General features: G+C 68.2%; 16 protein-coding genes and 1 tRNA gene. 3 read left to right on the forward strand and 14 right to left on the reverse strand.

Translation table 11 applies throughout. The annotated features are described in order from the left end of the window. Positions 1-6: 6 nt before the first annotated feature. Positions 7-4,578 (reverse strand): DEAD/DEAH box helicase, encoded by a 4,572-nt coding sequence (locus M503_RS0107460; protein WP_028919997.1) that lies wholly within the window; start codon positions 4,576-4,578, stop codon positions 7-9. A gap of 272 nt (positions 4,579-4,850) precedes the next feature. On the opposite strand from M503_RS0107460, the gene M503_RS17360 reads away from it, so the two are divergent. Next, positions 4,851-5,063, forward strand: a complete 213-nt coding sequence (locus M503_RS17360; RefSeq protein WP_155951996.1) for a hypothetical protein — start codon at positions 4,851-4,853, stop codon at positions 5,061-5,063. A gap of 6 nt (positions 5,064-5,069) precedes the next feature. Here the strand turns inward: M503_RS17360 and M503_RS0107470 are convergent, their stop codons facing one another. From M503_RS0107470 to pilB, 12 genes are all read right to left on the reverse strand, one after another. After that, on the reverse strand, positions 5,070-5,576 hold the full coding sequence (locus M503_RS0107470; protein WP_028919996.1) for a hypothetical protein: 507 nt from the start codon (positions 5,574-5,576) through the stop codon (positions 5,070-5,072). Between the two features lie 114 nt (positions 5,577-5,690). Continuing rightward, positions 5,691-5,766, reverse strand: a tRNA-Lys gene (locus M503_RS0107475). 221 nt (positions 5,767-5,987) lie between these two features. Next, a complete protein-coding gene (gene queC / locus M503_RS0107480) occupies positions 5,988-6,656 on the reverse strand; it encodes a 7-cyano-7-deazaguanine synthase QueC (RefSeq protein ID WP_028919995.1) in 669 nt (222 codons plus the stop codon). Positions 6,657-6,849: 193 nt separating this feature from the next. Beyond that, positions 6,850-7,509 carry a 7-carboxy-7-deazaguanine synthase QueE gene (gene queE, locus M503_RS0107485; protein ID WP_028919994.1) on the reverse strand — a complete coding sequence of 220 codons (660 nt, stop codon included), beginning with the start codon at positions 7,507-7,509 and terminating at the stop codon, positions 6,850-6,852. Between the two features lie 16 nt (positions 7,510-7,525). Continuing rightward, positions 7,526-8,341 carry a tol-pal system protein YbgF gene (gene ybgF, locus M503_RS0107490; RefSeq protein WP_231472341.1) on the reverse strand — a complete coding sequence of 272 codons (816 nt, stop codon included), beginning with the start codon at positions 8,339-8,341 and terminating at the stop codon, positions 7,526-7,528. Between the two features lie 3 nt (positions 8,342-8,344). Further along, positions 8,345-8,857 carry a peptidoglycan-associated lipoprotein Pal gene (pal, locus tag M503_RS0107495; protein WP_024870321.1) on the reverse strand — a complete coding sequence of 171 codons (513 nt, stop codon included), beginning with the start codon at positions 8,855-8,857 and terminating at the stop codon, positions 8,345-8,347. A 77-nt stretch (positions 8,858-8,934) separates the two neighbouring features. Further along, on the reverse strand, positions 8,935-10,251 hold the full coding sequence (tolB, locus tag M503_RS0107500) for a Tol-Pal system beta propeller repeat protein TolB (RefSeq protein ID WP_028919992.1): 1,317 nt from the start codon (positions 10,249-10,251) through the stop codon (positions 8,935-8,937). A 179-nt stretch (positions 10,252-10,430) separates the two neighbouring features. Then, the gene (gene tolA, locus M503_RS0107505) at positions 10,431-11,426 is read right to left on the reverse strand and encodes a cell envelope integrity protein TolA (protein WP_028919991.1); all 996 of its coding nucleotides are present in this window, start codon (positions 11,424-11,426) and stop codon (positions 10,431-10,433) included. A 3-nt stretch (positions 11,427-11,429) separates the two neighbouring features. Then, positions 11,430-11,873, reverse strand: coding sequence for a protein TolR (gene tolR / locus M503_RS0107510; RefSeq protein WP_028919990.1), 444 nt, complete (start codon positions 11,871-11,873; stop codon positions 11,430-11,432). A 57-nt stretch (positions 11,874-11,930) separates the two neighbouring features. Then, complete coding sequence (gene tolQ / locus M503_RS0107515; RefSeq protein ID WP_028919989.1) at positions 11,931-12,707, reverse strand: protein TolQ; 777 nt, start codon at positions 12,705-12,707, stop codon at positions 11,931-11,933. An 80-nt stretch (positions 12,708-12,787) separates the two neighbouring features. Then, positions 12,788-13,198 carry a tol-pal system-associated acyl-CoA thioesterase gene (gene ybgC / locus M503_RS0107520; protein WP_051414374.1) on the reverse strand — a complete coding sequence of 137 codons (411 nt, stop codon included), beginning with the start codon at positions 13,196-13,198 and terminating at the stop codon, positions 12,788-12,790. A 180-nt stretch (positions 13,199-13,378) separates the two neighbouring features. Then, on the reverse strand, positions 13,379-15,109 hold the full coding sequence (gene pilB, locus M503_RS0107525) for a type IV-A pilus assembly ATPase PilB (RefSeq protein ID WP_028919987.1): 1,731 nt from the start codon (positions 15,107-15,109) through the stop codon (positions 13,379-13,381). Between the two features lie 488 nt (positions 15,110-15,597). Here pilB and M503_RS16820 point away from each other — a divergent pair, with 488 nt between their 5' ends. Together M503_RS16820 and M503_RS17365 are read left to right on the forward strand one after the other, a co-directional pair. Next, positions 15,598-16,299 carry a hypothetical protein gene (locus tag M503_RS16820; protein ID WP_051414377.1) on the forward strand — a complete coding sequence of 234 codons (702 nt, stop codon included), beginning with the start codon at positions 15,598-15,600 and terminating at the stop codon, positions 16,297-16,299. Between the two features lie 141 nt (positions 16,300-16,440). Beyond that, a complete protein-coding gene (locus tag M503_RS17365; RefSeq protein WP_155951997.1) occupies positions 16,441-17,982 on the forward strand; it encodes a hypothetical protein in 1,542 nt (513 codons plus the stop codon). 50 nt (positions 17,983-18,032) lie between these two features. Here the strand turns inward: M503_RS17365 and M503_RS0107545 are convergent, their stop codons facing one another. Then, positions 18,033-19,883, reverse strand: a complete 1,851-nt coding sequence (locus tag M503_RS0107545; RefSeq protein WP_028919984.1) for an LTA synthase family protein — start codon at positions 19,881-19,883, stop codon at positions 18,033-18,035. Between the last annotated feature and the right edge of the window lie 206 nt (positions 19,884-20,089).

A 20,089-nucleotide genomic window follows, 5' to 3' on the forward strand; every position in this document is an offset into this window, starting at 1 on the left:
CCCGCTCTACGTGGAGGTGGCGACCTGCAGCTGGGCGAGGAAGGCTTCCAGGCCCGAGGCCGGTTCGCGCAGCAGCGCCTTGCGCACCGCCGCCTGCCCTTCCGGATCCAGCCCCTCCATCGGCGCCATCGGCCGCACTTCGCCGGCGACCAGCGCGGCCACCGGGATGCCGTCCCGATACGCCAGCCGTGCGCCGGCGATGCGCGGCACCTTGTCGCCGACGACCACGGTGCCGGACAGGTTCAGCGGATCCAGCGCGCTGACGCAGACCAGGCTGCCGTCTTCGCGCTTCTGCCGCGCCTTGCGCAGCAGGCCGATGGCTTCCGGCAGGGCGAACTGCTCGCCGGACAGGCCGGTGATGAAGCGACCACCGCGCACCTCGCCGCGCGCTTCCAGGCGGTGGTAGACGCGCAGCAGCTCGCGCCACGGCGGCAGCCAGGCCGCCTCGCGTTCCAGCACGCGCCAGCAGACCACGCCGTAGCGGCGCAGCAGTACGCGGGCGACGTGTTCCAGCGCGTCCGGATCCGGACGTGCGGGACGCGCGGATGCGGTGCCCGCCGTGGTCCTGCGATCGTCGGCTTCGGCGCCATCGACCGGCAGCACGCGCCGCACCAGGGTCCAGCGCCCGGCATCCTCGATGCCCAGGGTCATCGCCCGGCGCCGGCCCTGCCCCGTCGCCGGCCGCTTCGAGGCTGGCACCAGCAGCGCGCGCAGGCCGGCGAAGCTGTCGCAGTGCGCGCGGCCGCGCGCGACCAGTTCGGCCAGCGCGTCCTCCAGTTCGGTCTGCAGCAGGCGCGTGCCGGCCAGCATCTCGTCGAAGAACGAGGCGCCGTGCATGGCGAGGAAGTCGGCCACCTTCTGCGCGCGCGAGGACAGCCCGGCTTCCTCCTGCGGCGCCGGCGCCAGTCCGGTCCAGTGCGGCACGCTGCGCCGCGGCAGCAGCAGCACCGGGGTGCCGCGCAGCGAACCAGTGCCGCGCGACGGCGTGCCGGAGTCGGGCTCGGCCGACGGACGCAGTCGCGTCCACAGCATCCGCCCGGCGGTGCACAGGTCGTCCAGCCAGGCGATCGAATAGTCGCGCACGCGCGCCGGCAGCAGCTCGCCTTCCCAGGCCGCAGCCGGGGCCTCGAAACCCTCCAGCTGCGCCAGCACGCCGGCCAGCGCCTCCGGACCGCTGACCTGTGCCTCCTTCGACACACGCTGCCAGTCGAACAGGAAGCGCATGAAGTCGCGCGGCGCCACCGGCTCGATCTCGCGGCGCAGGCGCTTGAGCGTGTAGCGGTGGATCCGCGCCAGCAGGTGGCGTTCGCACCATTCCTCGCCGGCCACGCCTGGGGTGAAGCGGCCCTGCATGGCATAGCCCTGCGACTGCAGTTTCAGCAGGGCCATGTCGGTGGCCAGCGGCGGCAGCGCCAGGCTGCCGGCCAGCGCCGCGGCGGTGACTGGGCCCAGGCCGGTGAGGCGCGAACGCAGCAGCGCCACGGCCGCGTCTTCGGCGGCCCATTCGACCGCGGCGTACTCCGGCGGCACGGTGATGCCCGGCTGCTGCAGCGCCGACGGGTGCAGCGCCAGCAGCTGCGGCAGGCGCTCGGCGGCGACCCACCACTGGCGGCCGGCGGCCGTGACGCAGGTGGCGCGGCCATCGCGGACCAGCGTGCGCAACAGCGCTTCCCACCCCGGCTCCACTTCGAACGCCGCGAGGAAGCCGAGCCCGGTCAGCGCCTCGTGCATCTCGTCGGCATTGCGCGCGCGCGGCCACGCCTCGGCACGCACCTGCTCGACCGCCGCACCATCGAGCCGGCCCAGGTCGGTGGCCGACTGCGGATCGGCGAACCGGCGCGTCTGCACGGCCTGGGTGCGGCGCTCCTCCAGCGGCGCGTCGTCGAGGAAGGCGTAGGGGCGCGCATTGAGCGCCTCGGCCGCCAGCGGCGAAGGCGCGGTCACGTCGCAGGCCAGCACCTCGATGTCGCCGGCCTCCATGCCACGCAGCACCTGCAGCCAGCCTTCGGTGTCCATCGCCTCGTGCAGGCAGTCGTGCAGGGTCTGCGCGACCAGCGGATGGTCCGGCACCTCGCGCTCGCCGACGATGTTCTCCAGGCAGGCGACCTGGTCGGGGAACACGGTGGCCAGCAGGTCCTCGGACTTCATCCGCTGTAGCTGCGGCGGCACCTTCTTGCCGCCGATGAAACGCGGCAGCGCCAGCGCGGTGGTCGCGTTCCAGCGCCAGCGCACCGGGAACAGCGGCGCATCCAGCAGCGCCTGCACCAGCACGTCCTGCGCCGAGGACGAATGCAGGTATCTGGACACCTCGATCAGCGGGAAGCTGTGGCTGGTCGACAGCGACAGCACGATCGAATCCTCGGTCGCCGCCGCCTGCAGCTCGAAGTTGAACTGGCGGCAGAAGCGCTTGCGCAGGGCCAGGCCCCAGGCGCGGTTGAGGCGGCTGCCGTAGGGGCTGTGGATCACCAGGTGGGTCGAGCCGGTCTCGTCGAAGAAACGCTCCAGCACGATCCGCTTCTGCGTCGGCATCGCGCCCAGGGCGATCGCCGCCGAGCCGAGGTAGTCGACCAGCTGGCGCGCGGCCGGCTCGTCGAGCCCGACCTCGTCGCACAGCCAGGCCATCGCCTCTTCGGTGCCGGTGAGCTGGAAGGATGGCGCCGCGGGCTCATCGCCTTCGCCCTCGCTCTGCGGCGACCGCACCTCGACGACCTGCACGTCGCGCATGCGTGCGGCCAGTTCCTCGCGCAGGCGCGACACGCCCGAGGACAGCTCGTCGGTGCGCCCGGGCGCCTCGCCCAGCCAGAACGGGATGCTCGGCGGCATGCCCTGCGCGTCCTCGACCCGCACCCGCCCCGGCTCCACGCGCAGGATGCGGTAGCTGGCGTTGCCCAGCTGGAAAATGTCACCGGCCATGCTTTCGATGGCGAAGTCTTCGTTCACCGTACCGACGAACGTGGAGGCCGGCTCCAGCACCACCGAGTAGTCGCCGGTGTCGGGGATGGTGCCACCGGACATGGTCGCGACCATGCGCGCGCCCTGGCGGCCGCGCAAACGCCGGTTCACCGCGTCGCGGTGCAGCCAGCCGGCACGCGGGCCGCGGCGGTCGCTGAAGCCGTCGGCGAGCATCTTCACCAGCTCGTCGAACTTCGCCCGTTCCAGCCGCGCGTACGGCCAGGCGCGGCGCATCCAGTCGTAGAGCGCGTCCTCGTCCCACTCGGTGGCGGCGACCTCGGCGACGATCTGCTGGGCGAGCACGTCCAGCGGCGCCGGCGGGATGCGCAGCGCGTCCAGTTCGCCGCGGCGCACGCAGTCCAGCAGCGCCGCGCATTCGACCAGCTCGTCGCGGGTCTGCGGGAACAGCCGCGCCTTCGGCACGCCGCCGACGTGGTGGCCGGCGCGGCCGGCGCGCTGCAGGAACGCGGCGATCGAGCGCGGCGAGCCGAGCTGGCAGACCAGGTCGACGTCGCCGATGTCCAGGCCCAGTTCCAGCGAGGCGGTGGCGACCAGCACCTGCAGATCGCCGCGCTTGAGCTTCTGCTCCGCTTCCAGGCGCAGTTCCTTCGAGAGGCTGCCGTGGTGGGTGGCGACCTGGTCGCGGCCCAGGCGTTCGCCCAGGTTGAAGGCAGCGCGCTCGGCCATGCGCCGGGTGTTCACGAACACCAGCGTGGTGCGGTGCGCGCGCACCAGCTCGACCAGGCGCTCGTAGACCTGTTCCCACTGCTCGTTGGACATCACCGCCGACAGCGGCGTCGGCGGCACTTCCAGGGCGAGGTCGCGCTGCTTGGCGTAGCCGATGTCGACGATGGCGCAGTCGGGCACGTCGGTGGTGGCGGTGCCGCCGAGCATGGCGTCGCTGCCGGCCAGCGGATCGGGGCCGTGCCAGCCGGGCAGTCCGGCACGGGTCGGATAGACGTTGGCGGCGCCGACCAGGAAGCGCGCCACCTCCTCGACCGGCTTCTGCGTGGCCGACAGGCCGATGCGCACCAGCGGACGACCGCACAGCGCCTCCAGCCGCTCCAGCGACAGCGCCAGGTGGCTGCCACGCTTGTCGTCGGCCAGCGCGTGGATTTCGTCGACGATCACGCTGCGCACGCTGCCGAGCATGGCCCGGCCCGAGGCCGAGCCGAGCAGCACGTACAGCGACTCGGGCGTGGTGACGAGGATGTGCGGCGGCTTCTTGCGTACCTGCGCACGCTCGGCCTGCGGCGTATCGCCGGTGCGCACCGCGGTGCGGATCTCCACGTCGGCCAGGCCCAGTTCGGCCAGCTTTTCGCGGATGCCGGCCAGCGGCGCCTCCAGGTTCAGGCGGATGTCGTTGGACAGCGCCTTCAGCGGCGAGACGTAGACGACGTGGGTGCGGTCGGCCAGCTCGCCGCCGTTGTCCAGGCCCTCGCGGACCAGGGCATCGATCGCGGCGAGGAATGCAGTCAGGGTCTTGCCCGAACCGGTGGGTGCGGCAACCAGGGTGTTGCGCCCGGCCATGATCGCCGGCCACGCCGCGACCTGGGCCGGCGTCGGCCCAGGGAAGGCGCCCTCGAACCAGCGGGCGACGGCGGGATGGAAAGCCTGGAGGGGCATGGGCAGGCGGGGGCCGGGAGATCGCAGCCTGGCGCGGGGGCGTCTCACTGGGTGAGACGGGCGCAGGGCGTACCGGCAGGCGGAAGGAACTTCGAATATGCGTCCGCGCCCGGGGGCGATCAACCGGAGCGCCGGAGCCCGACCTTGCCCGTTCAGGTCCGCCGCGGCGACTGCCCGCGCCGCGATTTCAGATTCGCCTGATGGACACCCCACCACCGCCGGCGCTGGATTGGAGCGCGCGCGGCAGCGCGCACGTACCAGGGGACCGAGCCATGGACAGAACCGATACCCGCCCGCGGGACACCCGCGGCGTCCGCTGTTTCCGCGATTTCATGAGGGCCTACCGCAAGGCCAGGCAATGGCGCTGCAGCTGGGTGCCGGCGACGATCGTGGCCACCCGCTTCGCCCTGACCGGCGACACCGGCCTGTTTACCGCCTGGGACGGCTGGGGCTGCTCGCGGATCTACCGCAGCACGCGGCGCTGAACCGGCTCAGCGCCGGTAGACGTCGTCGCTGACCTTGTTGGTGTGGCTGGTGCGGACCGAATGCTTCTGGCGCATGTCGCCGCAGACGCTGCAGGTCCAGGTCACCACCACCTGGTAGCGCTCCTCGGTCCAGCTTTCCTTGCGCACCAGGGTCTTGCCCTCGTTGGGGCCGGAGATCGAGCGCCCGACCACCGACTCGCGCCGGCGCGGCGTGGCCGAGAGGAAGGTTTCCTCCTTGCCGGTCTGCGACACCCCGTACTCGGCGCTGCAGGCGCCGCAGCGCGCGGACGCCGTCAGCCAGACCGCGGTGGGCCATTGCCCCACGAGATACGCCGTCGGCAGCGCCGCGACGATGAACACGTAGCGCATCACCGGGTAGTTTCCGGCCAGCGAGAACCAGAGCACCGCGCCCACCGCCAGCGCCACCAGCACGCCGACGACCATGGCGAAGGCGTGGATCCCGTTCCTGCGGGAAACCTGTTCGGGGCTGAGCTGCGCGTCTTCTGCGCTCATGGCGTCCTTGCGATCCTGCGATGTTGCGTGCCGCCGGCGTGCGGCGACAAAAAACCCCGTGCGCGACGGGGTTCCGTGCAGGCCCGGGTTCCTCGCGGATCCGGGCCGGGATGATGGTGGGCCGTGTTGGAATCGAACCAACGACCAGCGGATTAAAAGTCCGATGCTCTACCGACTGAGCTAACGGCCCACGTGTGCCGGCGCGCGGCCGGGCGGGCATTTTACCCGAACAGGCCGCGCGCGCGTTGGATGGGTGCCCGGGCAGCCGGATGTATGGCTTTTCTGGAGGGCGGGGCCTGCGCCGCTGCGTTTGCGATGGAACGTCGCGGACCGGGGAGGAGCCCGTCGAAGAGCAGCGGGGCAAGCCCCGCTCTACGGGGGGCGGCGAGACCTGGGGCTGGAGCAGCCGGCTCAGCCCGCGTAGCGCGTCGGATCGGCGACGCCGGCGGCCTCGAAGCCGGCCGCGCGCAGGCGGCAGGCGTCGCAGTGGCCACAGGCGCGGCCTTCGGCATCGGCGCGGTAGCAGGACACGGTCTGCGAGAAATCCACGCCCAGGCGCAGGCCCTCGCGGACGATGTCGTCCTTGCCCATGCGCATCAGCGGCGCGTGGATGCGGATGCCCGCGCCTTCCACGCCGGCCTTGGTGGCCAGGTTGGCGAGGCGCTCGAAGGCCTCGATGAACTCGGGGCGGCAGTCCGGATAGCCGGAATAGTCGACCGCGTTGACGCCGCAGAAGATGTCGCTGGCGCCCAGCACCTCGGCCCAGCCCAGCGCGACCGACAGCATGATGGTGTTGCGCGCCGGCACGTAGGTGACCGGGATGCCCTCGCCGCCCGCCTCCGGAACCTCGATGTCGTCGGTCAGCGCGGAGCCGCCGATGCTGCGCAGGTCGACCTCGACGGTCTTGTGCGCCACCGCGCCCAGCGCGCGGGCGACGCGGTCGGCCGCGTCCAGCTCGGAGGTGTGGCGCTGGCCGTAACGCACGCTCAGCGCGTGCACGGCGAACCCATGTTCGCGGGCGATGGCCAGGACCACGGCCGAATCCATGCCTCCGGAAACGAGGACGACGGCGTTCTTCATGCGGGGAATGCTGTGGGGTGTGGGGGCGCCCATTGTAAGGCGGGTGCCGGGCGGGGCATGCCGCGCCGCCGCGGCCGAAGCGCGTGGACGTGTGGGAGCGCCTGCCAGGCGCTCCGCAAGCCAATCGGGCTGGTGCGATCGGATCAGGAACCAGGCCGCCGTCCTGCCACGAGGCACGACGCGCCGCCGCGCCTCAGCGCCCCGGCTCGTCGTTCCAGAGGATCTTGTGCAGCTGCAGCTGGAAGCGCACCGGCAGGCGGTCGGCGACGATCCAGTCGGCCAGGTCGCGCGGATCCAGCTCGCTCTTGCTCGGCGAGAACAGCACGTCGCAGCGCTCGGCCAGGCGGTACTGGGCGACCATGTCGCGCGCCCACTCGTAGTCGGCGCGGCCGCAGAGGACGAACTTCACCTGGTCGCGCGCGGTGAGCAGCGGGATGTTCTCCAGGCGGTTGCGCGCCATCTCGGCCGAACCGGGGGTCTTGAGGTCGACCACCCGCGACACGCGCGGGTCGACGCCGGCGATGTCCAGCGCGCCGGACGTTTCCAGCGAGACGTCGTAGCCGGCGTCGCACAGGCGCCGCAGCAGGTCCAGGCAGCGTTTCTGCGCCAGCGGCTCGCCGCCGGTCACGCAGACGTGGCGCACGCCGTGGCGGGCCACCTCGGCGAGGATGGCGTCGATGTCCCACCACTGCCCGCCATGGAAGGCGTAGGCGGTGTCGCAGTACTGGCAGCGCAGCGGACAGCCGGTCAGGCGCACGAACACCGTCGGCCAGCCGGCGGTGTTGGCCTCGCCCTGCAGCGAGAGGAAGATTTCGGTCAGCCGCAGCCGGTTCTGCGGGGCGTGCGTATCCATCACGTGGCCCCGCGCCTCAGCGCAGCTGGCCGATCTGGATCGAGTGCAGTCGGTCGCCGGCGATGCGCGCGGCGTCGGTGCCCGGATACCGGCTGATGACCTGCTGCAGCGTGGACTCGGCCTCGGCCACGCGGCGGTCACCGAACTGCGACAGGCCGGCCTTCAGCAGTGCGCCGGCGGCCTTGTCGTGGGTCGGATAGCGGCCCACCAGGGCCTGGAACTGTTCTTCGGCCAGCCGGTAGTTGCCGGTGGCGTAGTAGCTCTCGCCCAGCCAGTACAGCGCATTGGCGGCATAGATGCCGGCCGGGAAGGCTTCGAGGAAGCCCTGGAACAGCTGCGCGGACTCGTCGTAGCGCGCGGCCTTCAGGGCTTCGAATGCGGTGTTGTAGGCGGCGCGCTCGTCACCGAACCGGGCCAGCGACCCCGGATCGCCATAGACGCGCGGCGCGCTGTCGACCGGCGCGGGCGCAGCCGGGGCCGCGGGAGCGGCAGGCGCGGACGCGGCGGCGGCGGTGCCGTCGGCAGGCGGGGCCGGCAGGGCGCCACCCTCCAGCCGGTTGAGGCGGCCGTCCAGGTCCAGGTACTGGTCGCGGTTGCGCTGCTGCAGCTGCTGGTTCTCGTACTGCAGCTGCTCCACCGCCTCGCGCAGCGCCTGCACCTCGGTGCGCAGCTGGTCGAGCTGGTTGAGCAGGTCCTGGTTGGCCTGGGTGTTGTTGGCCTGGACCTCGAGCCGGGCGACCCGGTCGGCCAGGCTCAGCTTCTGCGCGTACGCCGGCGTGGCGGCCACGAGGGCCGCCACGACCAGCATCAGCGTCGGACGCCTGGACGCCATGGATCAGCGCGCGGTGTACACGATTTCGACGCGACGGTTCTGCGCCCAGCAGGACTCGTTCGACTCGGTGCACAGCGGACGCTCTTCGCCGTAGCTGACCACGGTCAGCTGGCTGGCGGAGGCACCGGCGGCCTGCAGGGCCGAAGCCACGGCATTGGCGCGGCGCTCGCCCAGGCCCATGTTGTACTCGCGGCTGCCGCGCTCGTCGGTGTGGCCTTCCAGGGTCTGGCGGGCGGACGGGCGGTCACGCAGGTACTTGGCGTGGCAGGCGATGATGGCCTGGTACTCCGGCTTGATCGTGTACTGGTCGAAGTCGAAGTGGATCACACGCTGGCGCAGGCAGGCGTCGGTATCCAGGTCTTCCGGACCGTAGGCGCCGGTGCCGGTCTGGGCCGGAGCGGTCGGGGTGGTCGGGGTGGTGTCGGCAACCGGAGCTTCCTTGACCTTCTTGGAGCAGCCGGCCAGGGCAGCCACGGAAAGCAGGGAAACCAGAAGCACTCGGGTGGAGGTGTTCATGATCTGTCCTTGAGGGTATTACGGCGAATGAAAGATTGGGGGGGAGTGACGCAGCCCCACCATGGTACAACGAAATCTTAACGTGCGACGCGGTACGGCGACCATGCCGGCTCGCGCACGTCGCCGTCGGCCAGGACCAGGCGCTGGCGCACCCGGCCGTCGGCGGAGACGGCATACAGCACCCCGCGCCCACCCTCGCGCGCCGCGTACAGCAGCATGCTGGCGTTGGGGGCGAAGCTGGGGGATTCGTCCAGGGACCCGGTGGATACTGTACTCCAGCGCGGCGACCCCAGGCTGGTGTCCATGATCGCGATCCGGTAGGTGTTGCCGGCGCCCTGCGCCACCGCGATCTTCTTGTCGTCGTACGAGACCGAGGCGGTGGCGTTGTAGTTGCCCTGGAAGGTCACCCGCGCCGGGGTGCCGCCGCTGGCCGGCACCTGGTAGATCTGCGGGCGGCCGCCACGGTCGGAGGTGAAGTAGATCTTGCTGCCGTCCGCGCTCCAGGTCGGCTCGGTGTCGATGCCGAAATGGTTGGTCAGCTGGGTCAGCTGCTTGCTGCCCAGGTCCATGATGTAGATCTCGGGGTTGCCGCTGCGCGACAGCGACATCGCCAGCTTGCGGCCGTCCGGCGAGAACGCCGGGGCGCCGTTGATGCCGCGGAAGCTGCTGACCAGCTCGCGCGCGCCGGTGGCGATGTCCTGCACGTAGATGGCCGAGTTGCCGCGCTCGAAGCTGACGTAGGCCAGCTTGCGGCCGTCCGGGCTCCACGCCGGCGACAGCAGCGGCTCGGCCGAGCGCACCACCACCTGCGGGTTCCAGCCGTCGGCGTCGGCCACGTTGAGCGCGTAGCGGGTGTCCTTGCCGGTGCCGCTGGCGGTGACGTAGGCGATGCGGGTCCAGAACGCGCCGCGCACGCCGGTGATCTTCTCGTAGATCGCGTCGGCGATCTGGTGGGCGGCGTCGCGGGTGGCGTTCGGGCGGGCGGTGATCGCCAGGCCCAGCAGGCGCTCGGCCTTGGCCACGTCGAACAGCTCGTACTCGATGCGGTAGCCGCCGTCGCCGGCGTCGAGGATGCGGCCGACGACGATGTAGTCCTGGCGCAGCTGCTTCCAGGTCGGGTAGTTGATCTCGCCGCCGCGGGTCGGCCGCTCGACGATCTGCTCGTCCGGCAGCGGCCGGAACACGCCCGAGCGCGCCAGGTCGTCGCGGACCACCTTGGAGACGTCGGTCTGCGGCGGGGCGCCGCTGCCCTGGTACGGCATCGGCACGATGGTGATCGGCAGGGCCGAGGCGTTGCCACCGACGATGTCGATCTCGAGTCCCTGCTGCGCCGAAGCGGCGAAGGGCAGCAGGAGGGACAGGAGGATTGCGAACCAGCGCAGCGGGGTCTTCATGGGCAGGTCGTCGGGGATCCGGTCCAGCGGGGGATGGGAAGGGATAACAGCGTAAGCGTGAACATTTTCGCAATCATGAACGAAAACGGCGTGAACGCAGCGGGGGAGCCGATTACCGGCCCACCATGCGGAGTGACCGGCAAGGGCGCCACCCGGGAGCGGCTGCACGGGTCTGGTCGTCAGCGATCGCGGGCCTCGAAGTTGAGGATCAGGTTGCGCTGGAACACCTGCTCGAAGCCCCGGTAGGGCAGCGGCTGGGCGCGCAGCACCGCCGCCTCCAGGGAGCGGCGCCCGGCTTCGTCGTAGGGACAGCCCGGCTCGACCTTGACGTCGATGACCTCGCCGCCGGGCAACTGGCGGATCGAGACGCGGCAGCGCTGGCCCAGCGGCACGGTGTCCGGTCGGATCCACTGGTTGGTCACCGCCTGCTGGATCGCGGCCGCGTACTTGGCCGTCAGGTCCTCGCTGGTACCGCCCTGCCCCGGCGTGCCCTGGGCGGGCGGCGCGGGGGTCTGGGCCTGGCGCTTCTGCGCCTGTTCCAGCTGGCGCAGGCGCTGCTCGGCCAGTTCGGCCTGGCGGGCGGCCTGCTCGCGCTGCTTGCGGATCTCGGCCAGCTTCTTCTGGCGCTCCTCCTCGGCCTGGGCGGCGAGGCGGCGCTGGTTCTCGGCGGCCTTCTGCTTCTCGCGCTCCTCGGTCAGGTCGATCTGCTCCTGGCGGCGGCGCTCTTCCTGCTCGCGCTCGGCCTTCTCCCGGGCGATCGCGTCGCGACGGGCCGCGTCCTGGTCGACCGTGTCGGGGACCGGGATGAAGTCCTGCGCCTTCTGCTGCGGGGCGACCTGGGCGTCCTGCGGGCGCGGGGTGGGCAGCGGCTGCGGCGGCGGCACGGTTTCCTCCGGCGCCACTTCCTGCAGCGTCGGCGGCAGCGGCTCGGGCTCCGGCTTGGGCGCTTCCTCGGCGCGACGCTGGGCAGCAGCGAGGTCGGACGGCGAAGTCACCAGCGAGGCCTCGATCACCGGCGAACCGGCGGCCGGCTCCACGTGCCGCTGCGGCGACCACCACCACGCCACCCAGAACAGCAGCGCCACCAGTACATGCAGCGCCACGGCCAGCGCGAACGGGCCGGCCAGCCCGCCTTCGCGGTCGTCGGGGTTGCGGTAGAAGGCGTCAGCGTGCATCGATCACCGCGACGACTGGCCGCCGGGCTGGCTCATCAGGCTCACCCGCGGCACGCCGGCGGCCTGGACCAGCACCATCGTGTCCATCACCTTCTGGTACTCGGCCACGCCCGGGGCGGCCACGAACACCGGTACGTCCTTGTTCTGGGCGACGAAGGCGGACAGGCGGGTGCTGAGCTCGGTGGCGTCGATGGCCTCGGCCTTGCCGCCCTGCAGGCTCAGGAAGTAGCGGCCCTCGGCATCGACGGTGACGATCACCGGGTCCTTCTTGCTTTCCACCGCGCGGGCCTTGGACTGCGGCAGGTCCACGTCGACGCTCAGGCTCAGCAGCGGCGCGGTGACCATGAAGATGATCAGCAGCACCAGCATCACGTCGATGTAAGGGACGACGTTGATCTCGGACTTGAGCTTGCGGCGCTTGTGGCGGGTCATCATGCCGGCAGTCATGGGCTTTCCTGTTGGATCCCCGCACAGGGATGTGCGGGCTCTTGCGAGGGACTCGCGTTACTCGTCCGCGCCGGTCTGGCGCTGCAGGATCGAGCTGAACTCGTCGGCGAAGCTCTCGTAGCGCTGCGAGAGGCGGTCGACGCGGCTGGTGTAGCGGTTGTAGGCCCATACCGCCGGGATCGCCACGAACAGGCCGATGGCGGTGGCGAACAGCGCCTCGGAAATGCCCGGGGCGACCGAGGCGATGCCCACCTGCTGGCCCTGGCTGACCATGTCGTGCATGGTCACCATGATGCCGAACACGGTGCCGACCAGGCCCACGTAGGGGGCGGTGGAGCCGATGTTGGCCAGCAGCTCGAGGTTGCGCTCCAGCGCGCCGACCTCGCGGGTATAGGCCACGCGCATCGCCCGCTGCGCGCCTTCCAGCTGCGCGCGGGGATCGTGCCGGCGCTTGTCGCGCAGGCGGGTGAACTCGCGGAACCCGGCCTCGAAGATCGCCTCCAGCCCGCCGACCACGCGGTTGCGGTCGGTGGCCGCGGCGTACAGCTTGCCCAGCTCGGCACCGGACCAGAACCGGTTCTCGAAGTCGTCGGCCTCTTGGTCGGCGGCCTTGAAGGTGCGCAGCTTGCGGAAAATGATCACCCAGCTGATCAGCGAGCCGGCCAGCAGCAGCAGCACGATCAGCTTCACCGGCAGGCTGGCCCGCAGCATCAGGTCCAGGTAGTTGATGCCGCCATGGGCCACGCTGGAGGCCGCCTGGCTCGCGGCGGCTGCCGCGTCCTCCGGCAGTGCTTCCACCACGGTGGCCACCAGGGCCAGGATCGATCCGGTCATCCTTATTCCTCTGCGTTGTTCGTATGCCCCAGTGTCCGGCCCGGCCGGTCCGTCCGCCGTCAACAACGGACGGGACCGTGTCAGGGGGTCGGACCGGCCTGGAGTCGTTGGAGTTCCTGGTAAAGCGTTTCCTCGATGGGGCACGGGCGGAAGTCCGCAGCGCGCAACGACGCGACCTTCACCTCCGCCGCCAGCAGGACCTCGTCCCCGCGCAGGATGCGCTGGGCGAAGACCACACTGGCCCGGCCGACCCGGCTGATCTCCGCGGTGACCTCGAGCAGGTCGTCCAGCCGCGCAGGGCGCAGGAAGTCCAGCCGCATCGAATGCACCGCGAACACCAGCCCGGCCTGCTGCAGGGCCTGCTGGCCCCGGCCCATCGCGCGCAAGGCATCGCTGCGCGCGCGTTCCAGGAAAGCCACGTAGCGCGCGTGGTAGACCACGCCGCCAGCGTCGGTATCTTCCCAGTAGACGCGTATCGGAATGCTGAACATCGGGGAACCGGTAGCCAGGGAGCGCACAAGGATGCCCGTCGGGGCGTGCGCCGGCCAGCCCCGGTTGGCCCGGGGCTGCAGGATCGGCTGGCGGTCACGGTTTGGCGGGCGGAGGGTACAGGGGCGCCGCCGGGAGAATGACCGGCACGGCGGTGGCCGGTCAGGCCACCGCCGCGACCCTCAATCCTTGGTGACGCGGTTGATCTCGGCCAGGCTGGTGATGCCGTCGCGGACCTTCTTCAACGCCGACTGGCGCAGGTCCTTGATCCCCGCCTGCTGCGCGACCTCGGCAATCTGCATGGCGTTGCCACCGGCCAGGACGATGGCCTGGATCTCCTCGCTCATCGGCATGACCTGGTAGATGCCGGTACGGCCCTTGTAGCCCTCGGTGCACTCGTCGCAGCCCACCGGCTCGTAGACGGTGAAGCCCTCGTCGATCTCTTCCTGGGTGAAGCCCTCGGCCAGCAGTGCGTGCTCGGGAAGGTCTACGGGGCGCCTGCACTTCAGGCACAGGCGACGCGCCAGGCGCTGGGCGATCACCAGGGTCACCGACGAGGTGATGTTGTAGGGCGCGATGCCCATGTTCATCAGTCGGGCGATGGTCTGCGGGGCGTCGTTGGTGTGCAGGGTCGACAGCACCATGTGGCCGGTCTGCGCGGCCTTGATCGCGATCTCGGCCGTCTCCAGGTCGCGGATTTCGCCGACCATGATCACGTCCGGGTCCTGGCGCAGGAAGCTGCGCAGGGCCGCGGCGAAGGTCATGCCGCGCTTGTTGTTCTGCTGGACCTGGTTGACGCCCGGCAGGCGGATTTCGACCGGGTCCTCGGCGGTGGAGATGTTGCGGGTCTCGTCGTTGAGGATGCCCAGCGCGGTGTACAGAGACACGGTCTTGCCCGAGCCGGTCGGGCCGGTGACCAGGACCATGCCGTAGGGCTTGTGGATCGCGTCCATGAACAGCTTCTGCTGGTCCGGCTCGTAGCCGAGCTTCTCGATGCCCAGCTTGGCCGCGCTGCCGTCGAGGATACGCAACACCACCTTCTCGCCGAACAGGGTCGGCAGGGTGCTGACACGGAAGTCGACCTGCCTGGTCTTGGACAGGTTGAGCTTGATGCGGCCGTCCTGCGGGACGCGCTTCTCGGCGATGTCCAGCTGCGCCATCACCTTCAGGCGCGCGGCGATGCGCTGGTTGAGCTTGACCGGGGCCTTGGCCACGGTCTTGAGCAGGCCGTCGATGCGCAGGCGCACCCGGTAGTCGGTCTCGTAGGGCTCGAAGTGGATGTCCGAGGCGCCGCGGCGGATCGCGTCCAGCAGGACCTTGTTGACGAACTTGACGACCGGGGTGTCATCCCCCTTGGCGTCGACGCCCGAATCGGAGCCACCCTCCTCGTCGCCGCCGCTGACCTCGAGATCCTCGAGCCCTTCCTCGTCTCCGCCGAGAGCGCCATCGAGCTGGCCACCCACGTTCTGCCACTGTTCCAGCGTGCGCCGGATCTGGTCCTCGTCGACCAGGATAGGCTCCACCACCAGGTTGGTATGGAACTGGATCTCGGCCAGGGCGCCGGTCTGGGTGGGATTGCTGGTGCCAACGAAGAGCTTGTTGCCGCGCTTGAACAGCGGCAGCACGCTGTGCTTCTGGACCAGCTCCTCGCTGACCAGCTTCATCGCGTTCTGGGTGGGGTCGAAGGCCGAGGCATCGAGCAGCGGCATGCCGAACTCGATGGCGTTGGCGGCCGCCAGCTGCGCGGCTCCGACCAGCTTCTTCTCGGCGATCCATTGCGCCAACGGGACCTTGGCCTCGCTGGCCTGGGCCATGACTGAGCGGGCGGTGGCCTCATCCATGGCCCCGTCCATCACCAAACGACGGGCAATGCCGGTGATACCGACTAGGTTGGCAGTGGCGGCGACGTTCATCGAGAGGTTCCCCAGATACTGCCGAAAAAGATAACTCAAAGCGGCAGGGCTGGGGTCGCCCGCTCCATTCGGCCACCCCCTGACCCCGTATGGAACAGGACTTTGCCGGTGGTATCCGCCCCTCAGCCCCGTCCCCGTCGCATCTGGGACATCGACGCCTGAGTGGCCCATGGACCCGCCTGCCGTGGACGGAGTACCCATCGCCCGGCTCTTAGGGGCAAGCATCGCCGCAGACTGAGCGACGGTAACGAGCGCTTTGGCTACCTTTGCACCATTCTCGCCCCCTCGCCCCTCCCCTGACGCATCTTGGTCAGCGCTAGCGACTGCGCGAGGCGCAGTTATGGGTTCATACTCAGGCACACCTATCCCAATCAGTGCCGAGCAGTGGATCGAACCGGACACCCCGCGCCCTTCATTCTTGCAACCACCAGGCCGTGTTGGGAATATTCGCGCCCGATCCAGGAGTCCAGACAGCCCCGACCGTTGCCATGCCCTCCAACATGACGCGCTGGAAAGCCTTCGGCCTGCACCTGCTGCTCAGCCTCACCCTCATCTCCGGCATCGCCCTTGCAGCACTCCTGATCTGGTATCCACATGGCCTATGGCGGATATCCGGATTGGACCGCCTGATGGCAGTAATGCTCGTCATCGACGTAACTGCCGGACCGTTCCTGACCCTGTGCATCTACCGACCCGGCAAATGGGGGTTGGGTTTCGACCTGAAGGTGATCGCCTTGGTCCAGGCCGCCTTCCTGGCCTATGGATTGCATACGTTGTGGCAGGCACGCCCTGTATTTCTTGTCGGCACCGACGTGCGCTTCACTCTGATCTCGGCCAAGGAGCTTGACCCTGAGGACCTGGCCAAGGCAGCACGATCGGAATGGCGAAAGCTCCCCTGGACCGGCCCCTACCTGGTCGGCGTCATTCCGCCGTCGGACCCGGTGGAACGCGCGGCCCTGCTGGACACCTTCCTCAAGACCGGCCGCGACCAGGAGCAGCAGCCCAGCCACTACCGCCCTTACGAGGAAGTGGCCTCCCTCGTCTTGGCCGGCGCCCTGCCGCTAGACGGGAAGGGCGACGCGCCGAAGGTGCCGGGGGAGAAGGGCCTGCCTATCCGCTCACGGGATGAGGAAAGCTGGATCACCGTTGACCAGGCCACGGGTGCACCCAGGCGGGTGGTCGCATATTGATTGATTCCAGCGAACAATAAATGATCATGCTTTCACGCGCCCGCATGGCATCCGCGGCAGCTACGCGCGGACAGATGTGGATTTCCAGCCTCTAAGCTCGGCCATCAAACACTGGCGAGACCCCTTCAGACGCGGGCCAGCATGACCAACGAAAATCGACACTTTGAGCCCGCGAATTTGATGGCCGCAAGTGCCTTTCTCGTGGGAGCAGCCCTCCTGCTGAGGGGCGCACTGTCAGGCTGGGAGTTCACCACTGATGACGCTTATATAACGCTCAGGTATGCCAGGAACCTCTATGACGGGGCCGGCATCACCTGGAATGCTGGAGAGGATCCAGCCGTAGAAGGATACTCAAACTTCACCTACGTCCTTCTTGGCGCGTTGGCACTCCATCTCGGAATTGACCCGGTATCAACCCTCAAATGGGCTGGCGTAGCTGGACTACTAGTGGGCTACATATCGACCTGGTTCGTCGCACGCACCTTTGTCAGCACCGTCCTGGCGTGCATTCCCGGACTCTTCATCGTTTCCTATATAGGAATTCTCTACTGGGCTCCAAGCGGCCTTGAAACCGGCTTGTATTTGGGGCTGACGTTGGCCTCCTTCGCATTCTGGTGCTGGAGCACGTACCCGCCGAAGCCTTCGGGGATAAGCAGAGATATTCTGCGCAATGTCGCATACGCCATAGCGGCCATTTGCGCGTTTACGCGACCAGAGGGCCTTCTTCTCGCAATCTTCTACGCCATCGCAGCGTGGGAAGGCAGTCTCAAGAAGACAACGCTTGCGCATCTTCCGCCATTACTGGCCCTTGGTGCGGCCTTCGGGGCGTATCTACTGTGGAAACAGTTCCACTTCGGCAGCTTGATCCCGCATTCCGCCAAGTGCAAAGCACTGTACACAGGGGACCCACTTACGCTTGTACGGGACTATTGGTCGATAGCGTTCTTCTGGATTATTGCCAACTTCGTCAACCCAAGGCTTTTCGACCGTCGTCATGTTGTGCTGCTCGGGTACCCTTTAGCCTACGGCATTCTTCTGATCGGAGTCGATCCGATCATTGGCCACCTAAACCGTCACGCTCTGACGCCTTGGGCGTTTCTCGTAATAGGCGGCAGCGTGGCGGTCCTCAGAATGGTGGATCGCGTCGTCCTGCCCCGCCTCGCGCCAAGCACTCGGAACCGGTCCTGCATTCTCCTGTGTTCGCTCGGCATGCTGTGGAGTTTTCACAACGTTCGCGACCACATCCCGCGCCTTCATCGCGAGGCGGCGCACTACAATGAGAGAATGAACGCGCGGGAGTCGCTTGGGAAATGGCTGAACGCGCATCTAGGCCCCTCGGACTGGGTTGCTATCGGTGACTGCGGGATTGTTCCGTTCATTACCCACGCAAAAGTCCTCGACCTGTTCTGTCTGAACAGCCTCGAGATAAGCTCGGCCCCCGCGGGGTTCCAGCCCCGGCAGGTTGCCGATCTCGTTTTTCGGGAGAAGCCCGCTGCCATCGTGATGCACAGTTCTCTTCGAACGCCCCTGACACCACGACCCGAGTACGGCATCTATCCGGAAATATACAGGCGCGAACAGCTCAATCTAGAGTATGAGCACGTAGCCACGTTTGGCGCGAAACGGGACGACTTCCACTACTGGGTCTACCTGAGAAGGGAACACCACGCGCAGGCCCAGTAGCGCCACTGCCATGGTCGCAGCAAGGACTATTCCCGTCAGTGCCAACTGACTCAACGCATGGTATCGGCGAGGCTAGATCCATTCTGTTCGTAATACCTCTTCACAGAGGCTTCGTGCCGCAACAGGAACATGGCGGCGTCCTGGAGCGCTCCCGCCGGATAGTGGCCAGCAATATTGTGCAGCTCGTCCGGGTCGCGTTCCAAATCGAAAGCGTGCACTTGCCCCGTAGACGGGAAGTAGACCCATTTTTTCTGGTCCGTAAGCTTGGTCATGCAAGCGTTCGCGTACCAGCAGCTGGTAGTAATTTCGGCATGTCCGCTGCCATCAAACAGCTCTATGCCCGGACCACCAGTCACCGTCCCACCAGCAAGACGAATCAGCGTCGGATAGAGGTCAGTATGTTGGCGCAGAGACGCGTCTTCGCCTACTTCTAGCCTGCCGCCGCCATCCCAGAGGAGCATTGGCACCCGCGTGACCTCCTCAAAAGGCACCGAGTCGTGCTGCCGTGGCCCATGCTCTCCGAAACTCTCTCCATGATCGCCGGTGACGATCAGAATGGTGTTTCCGGCACGACCCGAAGCCTTGATCGTCCCAATGATTTCCCCGAGCACACCGTCCGTGTACGCCAGTACGTTGAGGTAGGCCTGCCGCTGGTCTTCCGCGCCAGATGGCGCAGGCTTGCCGATCTCCTGGTACGGATGGTGGGTCATCGAGGTGAGGATGGCGGCAAATCGCGGTGCATCACCGTGGGTCGCCCACCACTCGGCGAATCGCGGCGCAAGCGCGGCCTCGTCCAGGCCGAAGTAACCGGAGTTGACGTATCCCTCCCTGATCTGCTCCTTGAACAACATGGACTGGAAACCCATGTTGGCAACAAGTCCACGTCGATTCTCGAAGTGTTCGGTGGCGCTCTGCATGAACAGGCTGCGGTATCCCGCGCGCCCCAGAACCGCCGGGAGACAGTCAGCGGGCAGCCCCCGCTCCCGACTTTCGATGACGGCCATTTCCGGGTACGGATGCACGCCGCAGAAGATGCCGACGAGAGCCTTTGATGTGTGCGAGGTGGTGGTGTAGGCGCGCTTGAACACCCGCGCCTCGCGTGCCAGGGCTGCCAGGTTCGGCATCAAGGCGCGAGGCCCACTCCCGCTTTCATACGGCGGCACCGAAATCGCGCGTGTGGACTCTAATACCACCACAACGATATCGGGCAGGGCTCCCGGCGCGGGTGCCAATGCAGCCGCGGGCGCGGTGTACGCCGGGATCTCGCTAACTGCCGTGCGCGGATAAGCCGGCTGCACAAGGGCCACCAGCAGCGATTCCGAAGTAAGGGCGCGCCCCATGCCCGCCCGGCTCACGGCTCCCGCCTGCATCGCCAGCACCAGCACGGCAGGCAGTAGCAGTAACAGGCTCCAAAGTTGCCACTTGTGCCGCTGAAGGGCCGCCACGGAGACAAAGAAAACGCCCAGCATACCCATGACTATGCCGGCGCTGGCGAAGTTGGAAACCGATGCGAAAAGGAGGTGCCCCAGTTCAGTCAGGTTGCGCAGCGCATACAACGCCACCGTGCCGGAGAAGAACGTGCCAGTTTCGCGGAAGAACACCAGCTGCGCCGCGAAGACTACATAGCAGCACAGCACGAACACCGTGAAACCCAAGGATCGGATGCGCACCGACGGCACGAGCCCCAACGCGCCATACGCCAACGTGGCGCATCCGAGTACCAGAACGACGTCGACCACGGCTCGATGGGCGAGCAACTCCATGCGCGCCAGCCAACCGTCGCCACTCGTACGCACCATCAGTACGATGACGAGGTACGTCGCCACAAGCAGGGCCACCTGGCTCAGGGCTTCTCGCTCCAGTCGGCGAATGCTCGCCGCGGTGCGATCGTCGCTTTCCATTATCCGACCGACAACCTTCACCTCTGCCCCTCTCATGCTCACTCGCGGTTTCAACAGGCTTAAGGAGCCTCCCCACTTCCGTGGCTACGTGCAGAAATCCGTGACCTCTTCACCCGCGAGGTTGGATCAGATTTCTCTGCAGGCCTCCGGCATGGCGCTTCGCCCTCACGAGATCTTCGTCGCACCGGCTCTATGCCACGTTCAGA

It is taken from the genome of Pseudoxanthomonas suwonensis J47, assembly GCF_000513955.1.
Classification (GTDB): Bacteria; Pseudomonadota; Gammaproteobacteria; order Xanthomonadales; family Xanthomonadaceae; genus Pseudoxanthomonas; species Pseudoxanthomonas suwonensis_C.